At 55.7% G+C, this 13,778-nt stretch carries 11 protein-coding genes; 6 read left to right on the forward strand and 5 right to left on the reverse strand.

Annotated elements, in window-relative coordinates; genetic code table 11:
• Nucleotide 1 precedes the first annotated feature (1 nt).
• Nucleotides 2-403, reverse strand: a complete 402-nt coding sequence (locus ACE1BR_RS19285; RefSeq protein ID WP_374873123.1) for a VOC family protein — start codon at nt 401-403, stop codon at nt 2-4.
• A gap of 207 nt (nt 404-610) precedes the next feature.
• On the opposite strand from ACE1BR_RS19285, the gene ACE1BR_RS19290 reads away from it, so the two are divergent.
• Nucleotides 611-2,155: an AlkA N-terminal domain-containing protein gene (locus ACE1BR_RS19290; RefSeq protein WP_374873125.1), complete on the forward strand. Its 1,545-nt coding sequence runs from the start codon at nt 611-613 to the stop codon at nt 2,153-2,155.
• On the forward strand, nt 2,152-2,661 hold the full coding sequence (locus ACE1BR_RS19295; protein WP_374873127.1) for a methylated-DNA--[protein]-cysteine S-methyltransferase: 510 nt from the start codon (nt 2,152-2,154) through the stop codon (nt 2,659-2,661). The genes ACE1BR_RS19290 and ACE1BR_RS19295 overlap by 4 nt, the downstream gene beginning before the upstream one ends.
• A gap of 101 nt (nt 2,662-2,762) precedes the next feature.
• Here ACE1BR_RS19295 and ACE1BR_RS19300 read toward each other — a convergent pair whose 3' ends face one another.
• A complete protein-coding gene (locus ACE1BR_RS19300; protein ID WP_374873129.1) occupies nt 2,763-4,829 on the reverse strand; it encodes a bifunctional 2',3'-cyclic-nucleotide 2'-phosphodiesterase/3'-nucleotidase in 2,067 nt (688 codons plus the stop codon).
• A gap of 548 nt (nt 4,830-5,377) precedes the next feature.
• Here ACE1BR_RS19300 and ACE1BR_RS19305 point away from each other — a divergent pair.
• The 3 genes from ACE1BR_RS19305 (at nt 5,378) to rbsK (ending at nt 8,604) form a co-directional block, all read left to right on the forward strand.
• Nucleotides 5,378-6,598, forward strand: coding sequence for a PfkB family carbohydrate kinase (locus ACE1BR_RS19305; protein WP_374873131.1), 1,221 nt, complete (start codon nt 5,378-5,380; stop codon nt 6,596-6,598).
• 68 nt (nt 6,599-6,666) lie between these two features.
• Nucleotides 6,667-7,668 carry a GRP family sugar transporter gene (locus ACE1BR_RS19310; RefSeq protein ID WP_374873133.1) on the forward strand — a complete coding sequence of 334 codons (1,002 nt, stop codon included), beginning with the start codon at nt 6,667-6,669 and terminating at the stop codon, nt 7,666-7,668.
• Between the two features lie 15 nt (nt 7,669-7,683).
• Complete coding sequence (gene rbsK / locus ACE1BR_RS19315) at nt 7,684-8,604, forward strand: ribokinase (RefSeq protein WP_374873135.1); 921 nt, start codon at nt 7,684-7,686, stop codon at nt 8,602-8,604.
• Between the two features lie 89 nt (nt 8,605-8,693).
• On the opposite strand, the gene ACE1BR_RS19320 is transcribed toward rbsK, so the two are convergent.
• From ACE1BR_RS19320 to ACE1BR_RS19330, 3 genes are all read right to left on the reverse strand, one after another.
• Nucleotides 8,694-10,553 carry a U32 family peptidase gene (locus ACE1BR_RS19320; RefSeq protein ID WP_374873137.1) on the reverse strand — a complete coding sequence of 620 codons (1,860 nt, stop codon included), beginning with the start codon at nt 10,551-10,553 and terminating at the stop codon, nt 8,694-8,696.
• Nucleotides 10,554-10,650: 97 nt separating this feature from the next.
• Nucleotides 10,651-11,259, reverse strand: coding sequence for a LysE family translocator (locus ACE1BR_RS19325; protein ID WP_374873139.1), 609 nt, complete (start codon nt 11,257-11,259; stop codon nt 10,651-10,653).
• 130 nt (nt 11,260-11,389) lie between these two features.
• The gene (locus tag ACE1BR_RS19330; RefSeq protein ID WP_374873141.1) at nt 11,390-12,331 is read right to left on the reverse strand and encodes a LysR family transcriptional regulator; all 942 of its coding nucleotides are present in this window, start codon (nt 12,329-12,331) and stop codon (nt 11,390-11,392) included.
• Between the two features lie 203 nt (nt 12,332-12,534).
• On the opposite strand from ACE1BR_RS19330, the gene ACE1BR_RS19335 reads away from it, so the two are divergent.
• Entirely contained in the window at nt 12,535-13,623 is a 1,089-nt protein-coding gene (locus ACE1BR_RS19335; RefSeq protein WP_374873143.1) for a ketoacyl-ACP synthase III, read from the forward strand.
• The last annotated feature ends 155 nt before the right edge of the window (nt 13,624-13,778 follow it).

Here is a 13,778-nt window from a genome sequence, read left to right on the forward strand (position 1 = left end):
GTCACAGCGGATCCGGCGCACTCAGAAACTCGCGCAGTTGCAGGATATTGCCTTCCGGATCAAAGGCATTGCGCACCACGAAGCCGGGGCCTGACCACTGCTGCGGCAGCAAACCGCCGCCGAGATCCGCCGCTTTCGCCTCCGCCCAGGCGAGGCTGGGGACCGTAAAGAACAGCTTGATGGCTCCCTGCTCACGCAGTTGTGGCGGGCTGTTGATAACGACCTGGCGAGCATAGGGTTCAGGGATAGCGTGTACCAGCAGCTGGATATCGCCGTTCTCCAACACGATCAGTTGCTCACTCTGGCTACAGATCTCCATCTGCAGCAGGGTGCGGTAAAAATGGGTCAGCAGGCCCGGATCCTTGGCATAGATCAGGGCACCGGCACGAGCGGGGCCTGGCATAGTGCAATCCTCGGTGATAAAGGCTCCACCACCTTCGCACAGTTGCGCACCACCTTCACCTTTTTCAGCGCACACTCCACGCCAACTTAATTGCTATCCCTGTCCGTTTCTGGCTAGTCATCCCCCGCGATCCTGCTTAGTCTCTCACTCATCGCCTTTGTACCGCATCCGCGAGCACTCGGTACCCACCATCAAGAGACCCATGCCATGACATCGCAGCAAGGCAGCGACCAACAACAGGATCACCAGATCAACGCCCTCAGCCGTGAGCAGTGCCATGCTGCACGGCTCGCCCGAGATGCCCGCTTCGATGGCCGCTTCTATACCGGCGTGCTATCAACCTGCATCTATTGCCGACCGGTCTGTCCGGCACGGGCACCCCACGAACATAATGTGCGCTACTTCCAAAGCGCAGCGGCTGCCGAACAGTATGGCCTGCGCCCCTGTCTGCGCTGTCGGCCGGAGCTGGCCCCTGCCGCCCGCGGTGATCTGCCTGCTGAACTGGCACGTCTGCTGGCGCGTATCGATCGCGGCGAGCTGGCTGACGGCACGCTCGCCGAACTGGCCGCAGAGGCAGGCATCAGCGAACGCACGCTGCGCCGCCAGTTCGAGCAGCACCTTGGCGCCTCGCCAAAACAGGTAGAGCAGACGCGCCGCCTGTTGCTGGCGAAACGGCTGCTGACCGAAACCCGGCTCCCCATCACCGATATCGCGTTTGCCGCTGGATTTGCCAGCATCCGTCGCTTCAACGATGCCTGGCTCAATGCCTACGGGCTGGCCCCGCGCACCTTGCGCCAGCAGGAGGGGGACGCCGAACCGACGGACAACCCAACTGCTAAAGATCGCGGCGCAACCCTGACCCTGCAACTACCCTATCGCCCCCCTTATAACGTGGCGGCCATGCTGGCGTTCTACCGGCTGCGGGCGATCCCGCGACTGGAACGGGTGGATGACGCGGTGTATGAGCGGCGCTATCTGGTCGGCGATCAGGTTGCACTGGTGCGCATCTCGCAGGGCAAGGGGCACAGCCTGCAGCTCACCGTCCATGATCTGCCGCTCGCCGCGCTGCCGGATCTGCTCTATCGGGTGCGCCGGATGTGGGATCTCGATGCCGACATGCAGCGGATCGGTGATCACCTTGGCCAGGATCCGCTGCTCGGCCGTTTGCAGGCGCGCTGGCCCGGCGTGCGGCTACCGGGTGGCTGGGATGAGTACGAGGTGATGCTGCGTGCCATTGTCGGCCAACAGGTCTCGGTCAAGGGGGCCATCACCATACTCGGGCGACTGGTGGCGCGCACCGAGGCGCAATTCGGGGTGGCGCAACTACCTACCCCCGCCCAGTTGTGCAAACTCAATCTCGACGGCATCGGCATGCCCGGCAGCCGTATTCGCACCCTGCGGGGCGTGGCACAGGCACTGGCCTGCGGCGAAATCACCCTGACCACGGCGAGCGACGAACAACTTCTGGCACTACCTGGCATAGGTCCCTGGACGGTCGCTTACTGGCGGCTGCGCTGCGGGCTCGATACCGATGCCTTCCCCGCATCCGATCTGGTACTGCAAAAGGCGCTGGGGGGCGGCAGCAAGCTGCCGGTGCAGGAGGTGTTGACGCAAAGCGCAACATGGCAGCCGTGGCGCGCCTACGCCGCCAGCTGGCTATGGCATGCCATGAGTGAAACGCCCGCGCTGCTGACAGACCCAGCCAGCAATGACGTACAGACTGACAACGAACAACAGGAGATAACCCCATGATCCGTTACGATATCCTGCCCACCCACTGCGGTGATCTGCTGGTTGCCATCAACGAGCATGGCCTGGTTCATGTGAACTTCGTGGCAGGCCTGCGGGCGCTACCCGATATGGGCGGCTGGCAACAAGATGGCAAGGCGCTGGCCTCTTATCTGGTCGAATTTGCGGCCTATTTTGCCGGTCGCTTGCAGCATTTTTCCCTGCCCCTTGCCGCCCATGGCACCGCGTTTCAGCAGGCAGTGTGGCAAGCGTTGTGCGACATCCCCTACGGCGAAACCCGCAGCTACAAAGATATTGCCCGTGCTATCGGCAAACCCGATGCGGTGCGGGCGGTGGGCGCGGCGAACGGCCGCAATCCGCTCTCGATCATCGTCCCCTGTCATCGGGTGATCGGCCAAAATGGCAGTCTGACCGGTTATGCGGGGGGATTGGAAATTAAAAAGGCGTTGCTGGAGCTGGAAATAAGCGGAAAGGAGGTCATTGCAAGCCATGCGGTCGGCAATGGGTAGCCAACAGCCTGTTGAAATAAAAATGATGCCCTCAGAACGAGGGCATCATTATTCTGTCAGCACAGTTGGACACCACTAAAACGTGATGCCCGCTGTGGCTATTACTGAGTTGCCAGCTGGTAGAATGCGTGGTTCATCAGCTTGGGATCCTTGGGCACAACCCCTTCCACTCGCTTCAGCTCACTGCCCGCCAGTTTTTCAGCTTCCGGGTTGGTCGAGGAGTAGGTATAGACCTTGACCCCGGCCGGCAACGGCTTCAGGCTCCAGTTGTTATCAAACTTTTGCTCAAACCCTGCCGGATGGGTTTTGGCCATCTCTTTGACGTAGGCGGTAATGACTTCACGGGTCTCCATGGGGTCTTCATGGACGACGACCTTGCTGTCGACACCCGGGAAGTTGCCACCACCGCTGCCACGGTAGTTATTGGTGACCACATAGAAGTTCTGATTCGGATCGATCGGCTTGCCCTGATAGGTCAGCCCAATGATCCGGTGGCTGTCGTTGATCTTCTTACCATCCTGGTTGTAACGGGCAGGTTGGGTGATATCAATCTTGTACTGCACCCCTTTGATCGCATCCAGGTTATAGGGACGGAAATCATCGACCAACAACCACTGCTCTTTGCTGGTATCCGCAACAATCTGGCTGTATTGGCAAGCGCTCTTCTCCAGCCACTCTTGCACGGTCTCGCCGTTGACCTTGACTACCTGCAGGGTGTTGGGGAAAACATAGAGATCGGAGACGTTGCGCAGGGAGATATCACCCGCCTTCACCCAGGTGAAGTCATTGGGGCCGTTGCGACCACCGCGGAATGGGGCCACCGCCGACAGCACCGGCAGATCTTCTTTGAGAGTACAACCCACCCCGTTAGCCTTCAGGCAGTCTTCCTTCACCTGATCGATGTGCCACTTCTGGGCATCACTCACGACCTGCAAGGAGGCGTCATCGCGCACCGCAGAGAAGAAGCTGTAAATCGGCGCAGCAAGCGAGCTGATAGGCACATCCAGCCAGGTGTTGGTCGCATCGTGGGTAGTCTGGATCAAATCCTCGATCTGGCGATCCCCCGGCACATCCATGCTCTTGTCGACTTTGCGCAGTTCAGAGTGGCTGGAAGCCACCTGCCAGCGTCCATCCTTATGGGTCAGCTTGAGATCAATCACCCCGAGATGGTTACCGGCAACCCCCGGCATGACGGCAGGCACACCGGCAATCTTGCCTTCTTTATTATTCACTAACGGGATGTCCGGATACTCACCCGGGAAGGCCTTGTGGGCATGGCCCAGCAGCAGGGCGTCAAGACCTTTCACCTGCGCCAGATAAAGCGCTGCGTTCTCCATGAACGGCTCTTGCGGCGTCCCCGTAATGCCGGAGTGAGCAACGATCACCACCAGATCCGCCCCCTTGGCGCGCATCTCCGGAATGTAGTGCTCCGCGGCCTCGACCATATCCGCTACCACGACCTTGCCTTCCAGATTGCGGCGATCCCACTGCATGATCTGGGGCGGGTTAACCCCCATCACGCCCACTTTGATGGTCTGGACATTACCGTTAACATCCTTCACTTGGCGATCGAGCAGCACATAGGGCCTGAAACGGTTGGGCATCGCCTTCCAGTCAACCTTGCCATTGCTATCAAGCTTGAAGTCACGGGCATCAAACACGTTGGCATTCAATACCGGGTAATTGGCCCCACCCTCGGCATCCGCCAGATAGTCGAGGCCATAGTTGAACTCGTGGTTACCCAGGTTAGCGACATCATATTTCAGCAGGTTAAGGGCATTGATGGCGGGGTGACCCAGCTTTTTCAGATAACTGGTATCACCCTTGTATTGGGCAAAAACATAGTCAGAGAGCGGTGTGCCCTGGATCAGGTCACCGTTATCGATCAACAGGTTGTTGGCGTTTTCTTCGCGGGCCTTGTGGATCAGCAGCGCGGTACGGGAGAGACCAAGGGAGTGATCGACCTTATTCTGGTAATAGTCGAAGCCAAGCAGGTTGGAGTGGATATCGGAGGTCTCGATAAGACGCAGATTGACATCACCAGGAGCACCGTTACTGGTTGTTGCAACCGATTTGCTATCGATTGTTTGCTCGCCATTTGAATTCGAATTACAACCGGAAAGCAATAACAACACTGCCACCGAGGTCAGTGTAAGGGTCGTTTTCATTGGAGTTTTCATGAGTTGTGTTCTCACTTTATGTTGTGTTTATTGTTAATGCCAGCAGAGGTATTTTACCCATAAAATAAGCATATTCATGTGAGCAAAATGGCATAAATGAGCTATTTTCCCCATCGCAGCTTAAATACGACTAAAAAATGACTAACACTTGCGACTAGCCACCTTAATTAACAAAACAAACAATATCAGAGCAAGATCCACTCCCTTACTTTCATATTGGGCATACCATTGTGAGAGGCGACTACGGCAATGCCGCTGATGCACAACCCTCACCAGCCAGACTATTCCCTTAGCATCAGTAGTGCTGCGAACCCCTTGCCACGCCAATTGATATGATCTGCATAACTACAGCTACCTCCCGGCAACAACACAACACGCAATCATCATAAAAATACAAAAGCGCAACAACGAAAATGGAAATTCCCTTTCCGTTCTGGATAATCAAGTGTGATTACCATTCATTTTTATCCCCCTCTCGATTAGTATTATGCTGACATGACATAGCAACTGTATAGCTTCTGGCGAAACCATCCTTAATGAATAAAAATGACCGACAACGCCTGATCAAAACACGCCTGATACTGGACAAAGAAGTCAGTGTGAAAGCGTTGGCTGGCATTTTTTCAGTAACTGAAAGAACCATTCGCAATGACCTGCAGGCATTGGCCGACAAGCATCTCTGTGAAATGTTCTATGGTGGCGCAAGATTAATCCAACATGATGACAATATATATTTTGAATCAACCTCGATAGACAATATATCAACTTTGCTGGAAACCCCGCCCCTCACCAGAGCGCGGAGTGAATCTATCGTCAAAGATGGTGATCTCCGATCACCTGATATTTACATCCTGGGTTCGTTCAATATTGACATCGTATTGGAGGTCAACGAATTCCCCAAAGTGGGTGAAAGTGTACTGGCGCACTCGACCAAATATTATGGCGGTGGTAAAGGAGCCAACCAGGCAATTGCAGCAGCGAAAATCAATGATCATGTTCATCTGACGATTAAAGTGGGTCAGGATCTATTTGCTGATAGAGCAAAAAGTTATCTTGCCAATGCCAATATCGCTTCACTGAACATTCTTGAAGATGCTGAACACCCCACGGGCAATGCCATTATTCTGGTATCACAACCATCGGGTGAAAATAAAATTGCCATAAACCTGGGTGCTAACAGCCATATTACAGTGGACGATATCATTCATGATCTCGACGCTATTCGCGATTGCCGTGTTTTTTTAACACAGCTGGAAAACAATTTCGACATTATGTCACTGGCTATCACGTATGCCAAAAAATGTGGTGCAACTACTATTCTAAACCCGACACCATACAATGATTACGTAAAGAAAATTTTGCCATTTGTTGACATTATTACACCCAATGAGATTGAAGCGTCTGACTTGTCCGGACTGGTTATCAAAGATAATGAGTCGGCGAAACAGGCTGCAGAAACGATCTATAGCATGGGGGTGAAACATGTCATCATCACTCTGGGTGATAAAGGCTGTCACTATTTCAATGGCTGCCGTCATATCCATTTAGCTGCCCATAAAGCAGCAGTCATTGATAGCAGTGGGGCTGGTGACTCTTTTAATGGCTCACTCGCTGCCTCTATCGCAAATGGCAAATCAATAGAAGATGCACTGATTTTTGCCAATGCGTTCGCTTCGTTGAAAGTTGAGCGGCGTGGGGCATCGAATATGCCAGACATTTCATTAGTTAAAGCCAGGTTAATGAGAAATCAACTGTAACAACAATAAAACATAGCCGGTATTAAAACCCAAGCTATTTATTTTTACTATTCCTGACAGAGGTGTTCATGCTAGTTATTCACTCGTATTCCATTGCTATTATCATGTGTATTATCACCATGATATGCTGGGGCTCTTGGGCTAATACCACCAAGCTGGTCGATGAAAAAAAGTGGCCGTTCCAGTTATATTATTGGGATTATTCTATCGGCATCCTGTTGTTCACCTTGCTGCTGGCCTTCACATTAGGCTCTTCCGGTGATGAAGGTCGTCATTTCATAGCCGATTTACAGCAAGCTGATTGGCAAAACTTTGGCTTGGCTATGCTGGGCGGTATCATCTTCAACTTGGGTAACATTCTGCTGGTTGCGGCTATCGCACTGGCGGGGATGGCAGTTGCATTCCCGGTTGGGGTAGGCCTGGCTCTGGTGCTTGGTGTTATCGTCAACTATCTGGCGGTGCCGGTAGGTGAACCTTCTGTACTCTTTATCGGCGTTGCCTGCGTCACTGTTGCCATTATTCTGACCGCCATCGCATATGGTCGCCTCAAGCAACAGCAGAGCGCCAAACTGCGCGGTTTGATCACTGCCATTATCGCCGGTGTGATCATGGGCTGGTTCTATCGTTTCGTCGCAGCCTCTATGGCCGTTGATTTCTCTGCACCAGCAGCCGGTTTGCTCACTCCGTATTCCGCGCTGGTCTTCTTCGCCGTTGGTGTACTCCTCTCCAGTTTTGTCTGGAATACCATCATGATGAAGAAGCCTATCTCTGGCCCGGTCATTAATGGTAGCGATTACTTCAAAGGGACTGTCAAAGAGCACGCGGTCGGTATTCTGGGTGGCGTTATCTGGAGTATTGGCATGAGCTTCAGCATTTTGGCTTCAGGCCCGGCTGGCTACGCTATTTCCTACGGCCTCGGTCAGGGTGCCACCATGATCGCCGTTATTTGGGGTGTCTTTGTCTGGCGTGAATTTGCCAGCGCACCGGCAGGAACCAATAAACTCATCAACGCTATGTTTGCCTTCTATATTCTTGGCATCGCTCTTATCATCGCGGCAAATAGCATTTAATACAGGACATCCATCATGTTGAATAATAAAATTGTCGTTCTGGGTAGCACCAATCAGGATCTGGTCAACAAATCCTCTCACCTGCCAAAAAAAGGTGAAACCATCATCGGCTATGAATTTTTCAGCGCTCGTGGCGGCAAAGGTGCCAACCAGGCAGTCGCCGTCAGTCGCCTGGGTGGCAAATTGAGTTTTATCTCCTGCCTGGGTAAAGATGATTTTGCCAACCAGCTGATTGCGGATTATCAGCAAGCAGGTATGGATACCAGCAAAATGGTTCAACTGGACGGTATTGCAACAGGCTTGGCACTTATCATGGTCGATGAGCAGGGCTGCAACTGCATCAGTGTTGCCCCCAACGCCAATGCCATGCTGACCAAAGAGTTTGTTACCGAGCAGCTCGATTGCCTGCGCCAGGCCGATTATCTGCTGATGCAGCTGGAAACGCCGATTGATGGGGTTGAGCTGGCGGCCAAAGAGGCACACCAGGCCAATACCTATGTGATTATCAACCCGGCCCCGGCCAAGCCATTGAGTGATGAGACCTACCCGTATGTAGACCTTATCACCCCCAACGAGACAGAAACCGAGATCCTGACCGGTATCAAGGTGACTGATCACGCCAGCGCAGAAGCAGCCGCGACCCTGTTGCAGCAAAAAGGGGTGAAGAATGTGATCATCACCCTGGGTGAGAAAGGGGCCTATCTGCAAAGTGCCGATGGCATCAAAGAGATCATTGCGGGCTTCCGGGTCGATGCCAAAGATACGACCGCCGCTGGCGATACTTTCAATGGCGCATTAACCGTCGCGCTGAGTGAAGGGAAATCTCTGCGTGATGCCGTGCTCTTTGCCCACCGAGCCAGTGCCATCTCGGTCAGCCGTATGGGGGCGCAAAGCTCCATTCCGAGCCGGGAAGAGGCTGAGCAGTTCCAGCAGTAATCGCCAAAAGCAAAGCCCCGGAGCGAAACTCCGGGGCTTTTTCATTTCTTCCGAACTAACTCTGAGTTAACAAAGCCGCACTCCGGCAATCACTTCTTCAAACTGCCCATCACATGCATCTCGCAGCGGTTGCAGTCAAAGCGCAGGCGGAAGGTGTCTTTCCCCATCTTGAGCTCCAGCGGCTCGGCCTTGAGACCGGGCACCTCGTTCGGGCAGAGGTTCTGGCTGTAGCGGATGCAGTGCTTGGTGATCATCAGCACCACTTCCCGCTCCTCCTTGTTCGCCTCGTAGGCGGGGGCAATGCGCTCAACCCCGTGTTCATGGAAGAACTTTTCGGCCGCGCTGTTCAATACATTGCCAAGGTAGGAGAGACGGTGCTGGGGATAGTTGATATCCCGCAGGGCAATGCGCCGCTCGGGGCGCTGATAGTTGGCCACGCGCGCCGCCTCCAGCGCGGCGATGCCGTCCCGACGCAGCCCGTTAAGCTGTGATGCTGCAATGAATAGCGGGTGAGTGAATGCCAACTCAACCTTGCGGGCCACAAACAGGGTATTGCCGAGTTTGCCGAGCTGATCCCGCGCCTGTTGCAGCGCCCGCTCCGGGTTGTCGGCTGGCTGCTTGTCGCAAGGCAGGGTCACCGCGGCGCTGATACCCTGCTCATCGGTGAGCGTGAGGCGCAATCCCTCATCGCACTCTGCAAGCACCATATCGACCCGGATGCGGCGATCGGCGCTCGCCTTCTCCAACATCTTGCTGAATGCCTGATCGTGGTTGCGGTAGATTTCTGTCCCCACCTTCAGACCTGGCATGCGTTCTGACAGGAGTAACTGCTTACCTTCGACCTTGTTGAGGCGCATCCCCACCAGCTCATTATTCGGCTTGAAGAAACCCAGACCATCGCCATTGTTGAGGGTGACCTGCTTGCCGTCGATCTCGATGCCATCCTTGGTGACTCTGGTGACCCGCCCCAGCGGTTCGCCCACATATTTCGGGCTCTTGGTGGAGTCGATCCCCGTCTGTCGACCATGGAGGAAGTAATCGGTGCTGCCACGGTTGAAGCTCTTCTTGGGGTCAGGCGTGAAACTGTAACTGCAACGACCCGCCGAGGCAGCCACCAGATCGGAGCGGCTATCGAGAATGGCGTCCAGCTTCTGGCGATACCAGGCAGTGACGTTTTTGACGTAGTCGAGCCCCTTGAGGCGCCCTTCAATCTTGAAGGAGCGAATACCAGCGGCGATCAGCGCCTCCAGATTGTCGGTCTGATCCATATCCTTGAGAGACAGCAGGTGACTGTCGGCCACCAGCACTTCGCCATCCGGTTTTTGCAGCGAGCAGGGCAGACGGCAAAGCTGGGCACACTCACCGCGGTTGGCACTGCGACCGGTACGGGCATGGCTGATGTTGCACTGGCCGCTGTAGGAAACGCAGAGCGCGCCGTGGATAAAAAACTCCAGTTGCACATTGGTCGCCGCACTGATCTCGCGGATCTGCGCCAGCGACAGTTCGCGCGCCAGCACCACCTGAGAGAAGCCCACATCCTGCAGAAACTTCACCTTCTCCGGCGTGCGGTTGTCGGTCTGGGTACTGGCATGAAGGGCGATGGGAGGGAGATCGAGCGCCAGCAGCCCCATATCCTGCACGATCAGCGCATCGGCCCCCGCTTCATAGATTTGGTGGGTCAGCCGCTGGGCCTGCTCCAGCTCGTGATCGTGCAGCAAGGTGTTGAAGGCAACAAAGACTTGGGCACCGAAACGGTGGGCGTGGCGCGCCAGCGCTTCGATATCCTCGAGGGAGTTGCCCGCCGCACTGCGGGCGCCAAAAGCAGGGCCGCCCATGTAGACGGCATCGGCACCATGGTTGATGGCTTCGATGCCGTAGGCGAGGTTCTTGGCCGGAGCCAGCAGCTCCAACCGATTGTTGTGGCTTAGGGAATGCTTGTTCTGGTGCATGGTCTCGGGATCAGGGCGGACAGCAAATGGCGGCTACTCTAGCCCATTAGCCACCTGCTTGCCTTGATCCCGCTTAAGATATCCACAAAATGCAGGATTAGAGAACGACCTTGAGCGCCAGCCCAAGCAGCACCAGGCCACTAACCTTGTCGATCACGAAGGATTTGGCCTTGAGCCAGGCCAGCACCGGCCCACGCGAGAGCACCAGCGCCACCAGCCCGTACCAAACGATATCAATCCCGCCAGCAGTGAACATCATGATGCTCCCTTCGTGCCAACCTGTATCAGCATGCACAAACTGGCTGAACAGGGCGATAAAAAAGATGGCGAGTTGAGGGTTAAGGAAGGCAACCATAAAGCCTTCAAAGGCTCCCTGCCGACCGCGTAACTGGTGCTCTTCTTCGCTCGCTTCACCATTGGCAGGCTTGGCCAGCAACGCCCTGATCCCGAGCAAAGCAAGAAATGCAGCGCCGCCGTAGCGAATAACGTCAAACAGCAGCGGGGTCTGGGTGATCAGGATGGAAAGGCCGAGTGCCGTGATTAGCGCGTAAATACCAACCCCGATGCCGTGGCCAAGCGCGGTGGCCACACCGTGCCCCTGCCCTCCTTGCACCGTGTTACGGATGATCAGCGCCAGACTCGGCCCAGGGCTGATGGCCCCCATCACGCAGATTGCAGCCAATGCCAACCAACTCGTCAACTCCATTATTTTCCTCTCTGTAAGTACTCAATTTGATAATCAGCAAGCAGGGTAAGGGGGATGTAATCATGCCAGTAATGAAAGTTATGAATAGATTCCATAACTATTGGCTATACAATGATACAAACCACTGTCACTAGACCCCCTGACCAAGCTGCTTATGGCTTGCGCCGACTGTACGTTGCAGGTGATCGCGCAGGAAGGGATAGGCCAGCTCGCGAAACCAGCGGTGGGCCGGATCCTGATGGTGACGCTGATGCCACAGCAGATGATACTGCTGGGGGCGAGCAGGAAAAGGCAGATCACTAAAGGCTAGCGAATGACGACATGAAAGCGGCCAGGCAATATGGGCCGGCATGGTCATCAGGCAGTCGGTACGCAGCAGCACCTCCACCGCGGCCTGAAAGAAGGGGACGCGAGCAAACCAACGCCGACTTAGTCCCTGCGGCGCAAGCACCTGCTCCACCGGACTGTCCTTGTCGCCGCCACCGCTCACCTGTATATGGGGCCAAGCAAGATAATCTTCGAGAGTGAGCGAGTTGCCAGCCAGCGGGTGATGGCTGCCCATTAACACCGCCAACCGATCTTCCCCCTGATGCAGGCCGCGGATCTGATCCGGCACCTCCTCAGTAATGGTTGAGACCAGATCGAGATCTGACTGCCACAACTGCGGCAACTGGCGCTTGTCCCACATGCTGTACTCCAATGCTGCCTGCGGTGCCTCTTTGGCCAGTGCCGCACAGATATCCGGCAGGATATGCTGGGCCACATAATCTGAAGAGGCGAGCCGAAATACCCGCTCGCAGCGGCCGGGATCAAACCCGGGGGCCTCGTAGAGCCGCTCCAGGGCGTCCAGCGAATCTGCCAGCTGGGCAGCCAGCACCTCGGCCCGTGGCGTCAGCAACCAGCGCTGGCCTTCTCGCACCAGCAACTCGTCACCAAACTCACCGCGTAGCTGGGCAAGCTGCTTGCTGATGGAGGGCTGACTCAGGTGCAGCAATTCAGCAGCACGGCTGATGTTGCGGCTCTCCAGCAGCACCTTGAGGGTGGGCAACAAGTTGAGATTGGCTTTGAGCAAGGGGATACTTCCGTCGAGGGGAAAATCTCTATTTTAGGGCAGATGGCAACCCCGTTTTAAGCAAAATTTCCCGCTATTTTCAGCATTTTTGCCACTCTTGCCTGCCGGATAACCATGACCACAAGATGACAGTGGTGGTCTCGTGCGGCATAATTGCACGATTTTCCGCCTGCGGGCGATCCACTTTGAGAAGCGGTAACAAGATGAAATACGCCAATATCACCGGCTGGGGCAAATGCCTGCCCCCCTCAGTGCTGACCAACGACGACCTCAGCACCATCATGGATACGTCAGATGAGTGGATCTATCCGCGAACCGGCATCAAGGCCCGCCGGATCTCCCATGTCAGCACCTCGGATCTCGCCACGCTGGCCGGGCGCCGCGCGCTGGCCTGTGCAGGCCTCGAAGCGAGCGATCTCGACGGCATCATTCTGGCGACCGCCACCCCGGACAACCTGTTGCCAAACGCCGCCTCTGCGGTGCAGAAGAAGCTGGGAGCCGTCAACGCTGCGGTCTTTGATCTCAACGCAGCCTGCACCGGTTTCGTCTACTCCCTCTCGGTCGCTACCTCGCTGGTACAGACCGGCATGATGAAGAAGGTGCTGGTGATCGGCGCCGAGCGTCTCACCTATCTGCTTGACTGGGCACGCCGCGATACCGCCGTACTGTTTGGCGATGGTGCCGGTGCCGTAGTGATCGAAGCGAGCGAACAAGAGTGCGGCCTGATTGCCAACAAGCTCGGCTGTGACAGCGAAGCGCGCGAGATCCTGCACGTACCGAACTTCGGTACCGATCGGGTGCGTTTTGCCGATATCGACGGTCTGTTCACCTTCAACTTTGAAGGGCCGGAGATCTTCAAGCGCGCCGTACGCGGCATGGGCGAAGCCACCAGCACAGTACTGGCGCAGGCCGGTATCGCCCCGGAACAGGTTGACCTGATCGTCCCCCATCAGGCCAATATCCGCATCATCGAAACCCTCGCCAAACGGATGAATGCGCCGATGGAGAAGGTTATGGTCAACATCGAAAACTACGGCAACACCTCTGCCGCTACCGTCCCCATCGCCCTGTGCGAAGCGCTGGAGCAGGGCCGCGTCAAACCGAACTCCTATCTGTTGACCGCCGCCTTCGGTGCCGGCCTGACCTGGGGTGCTGCCATCATCAAATGGGGCGATCGCGTCACCCCCATCAACCCGTGCGATGCCGAGCTGCCCCCCTGCGACAAAAGTGCGCTGGAGCTGATCGCCCACGCCGTGGAAGGATGCCAAAAGGCCCACGCCAACGAGGCCTAATCCTTATCAGGAGCCTGAATCATCAGGCTCCTTCTCTCCCTTCCTTGCCAGCCTTGCTCTGCTCATGTCCAGCCCCTTCCCCCGAAACACCTCTCCCTGATACAAACAAATCCGATTTACAGCCAATTTATTTTTTTCCGCTAATCTTACTGAGC

Source organism: Aeromonas sp. MdU4 (assembly GCF_041929505.1).
Lineage (GTDB): Bacteria > Pseudomonadota > Gammaproteobacteria > Enterobacterales > Aeromonadaceae > Aeromonas.

Excerpts from the sequence above, each read along its gene's own strand:
- ACE1BR_RS19300 (WP_374873129.1), bottom strand. The coding sequence starts at position 4,829 with ATGAAAACGACCCTTACACTGACCTCGGTGGCAGTGTTGTTATTGCTT.
- ACE1BR_RS19335 (WP_374873143.1), top strand. The coding sequence starts at position 12,535 with ATGAAATACGCCAATATCACCGGCTGGGGCAAATGCCTGCCCCCCTCA.
- ACE1BR_RS19295 (WP_374873127.1), top strand. The coding sequence starts at position 2,152 with ATGATCCGTTACGATATCCTGCCCACCCACTGCGGTGATCTGCTGGTT.
- ACE1BR_RS19305 (WP_374873131.1), top strand. The coding sequence starts at position 5,378 with ATGAATAAAAATGACCGACAACGCCTGATCAAAACACGCCTGATACTG.
- rbsK (WP_374873135.1), top strand. The coding sequence starts at position 7,684 with ATGTTGAATAATAAAATTGTCGTTCTGGGTAGCACCAATCAGGATCTG.
- ACE1BR_RS19320 (WP_374873137.1), bottom strand. The coding sequence starts at position 10,553 with ATGCACCAGAACAAGCATTCCCTAAGCCACAACAATCGGTTGGAGCTG.
- ACE1BR_RS19310 (WP_374873133.1), top strand. The coding sequence starts at position 6,667 with ATGCTAGTTATTCACTCGTATTCCATTGCTATTATCATGTGTATTATC.
- ACE1BR_RS19325 (WP_374873139.1), bottom strand. The coding sequence starts at position 11,259 with ATGGAGTTGACGAGTTGGTTGGCATTGGCTGCAATCTGCGTGATGGGG.
- ACE1BR_RS19290 (WP_374873125.1), top strand. The coding sequence starts at position 611 with ATGACATCGCAGCAAGGCAGCGACCAACAACAGGATCACCAGATCAAC.
- ACE1BR_RS19285 (WP_374873123.1), bottom strand. The coding sequence starts at position 403 with ATGCCAGGCCCCGCTCGTGCCGGTGCCCTGATCTATGCCAAGGATCCG.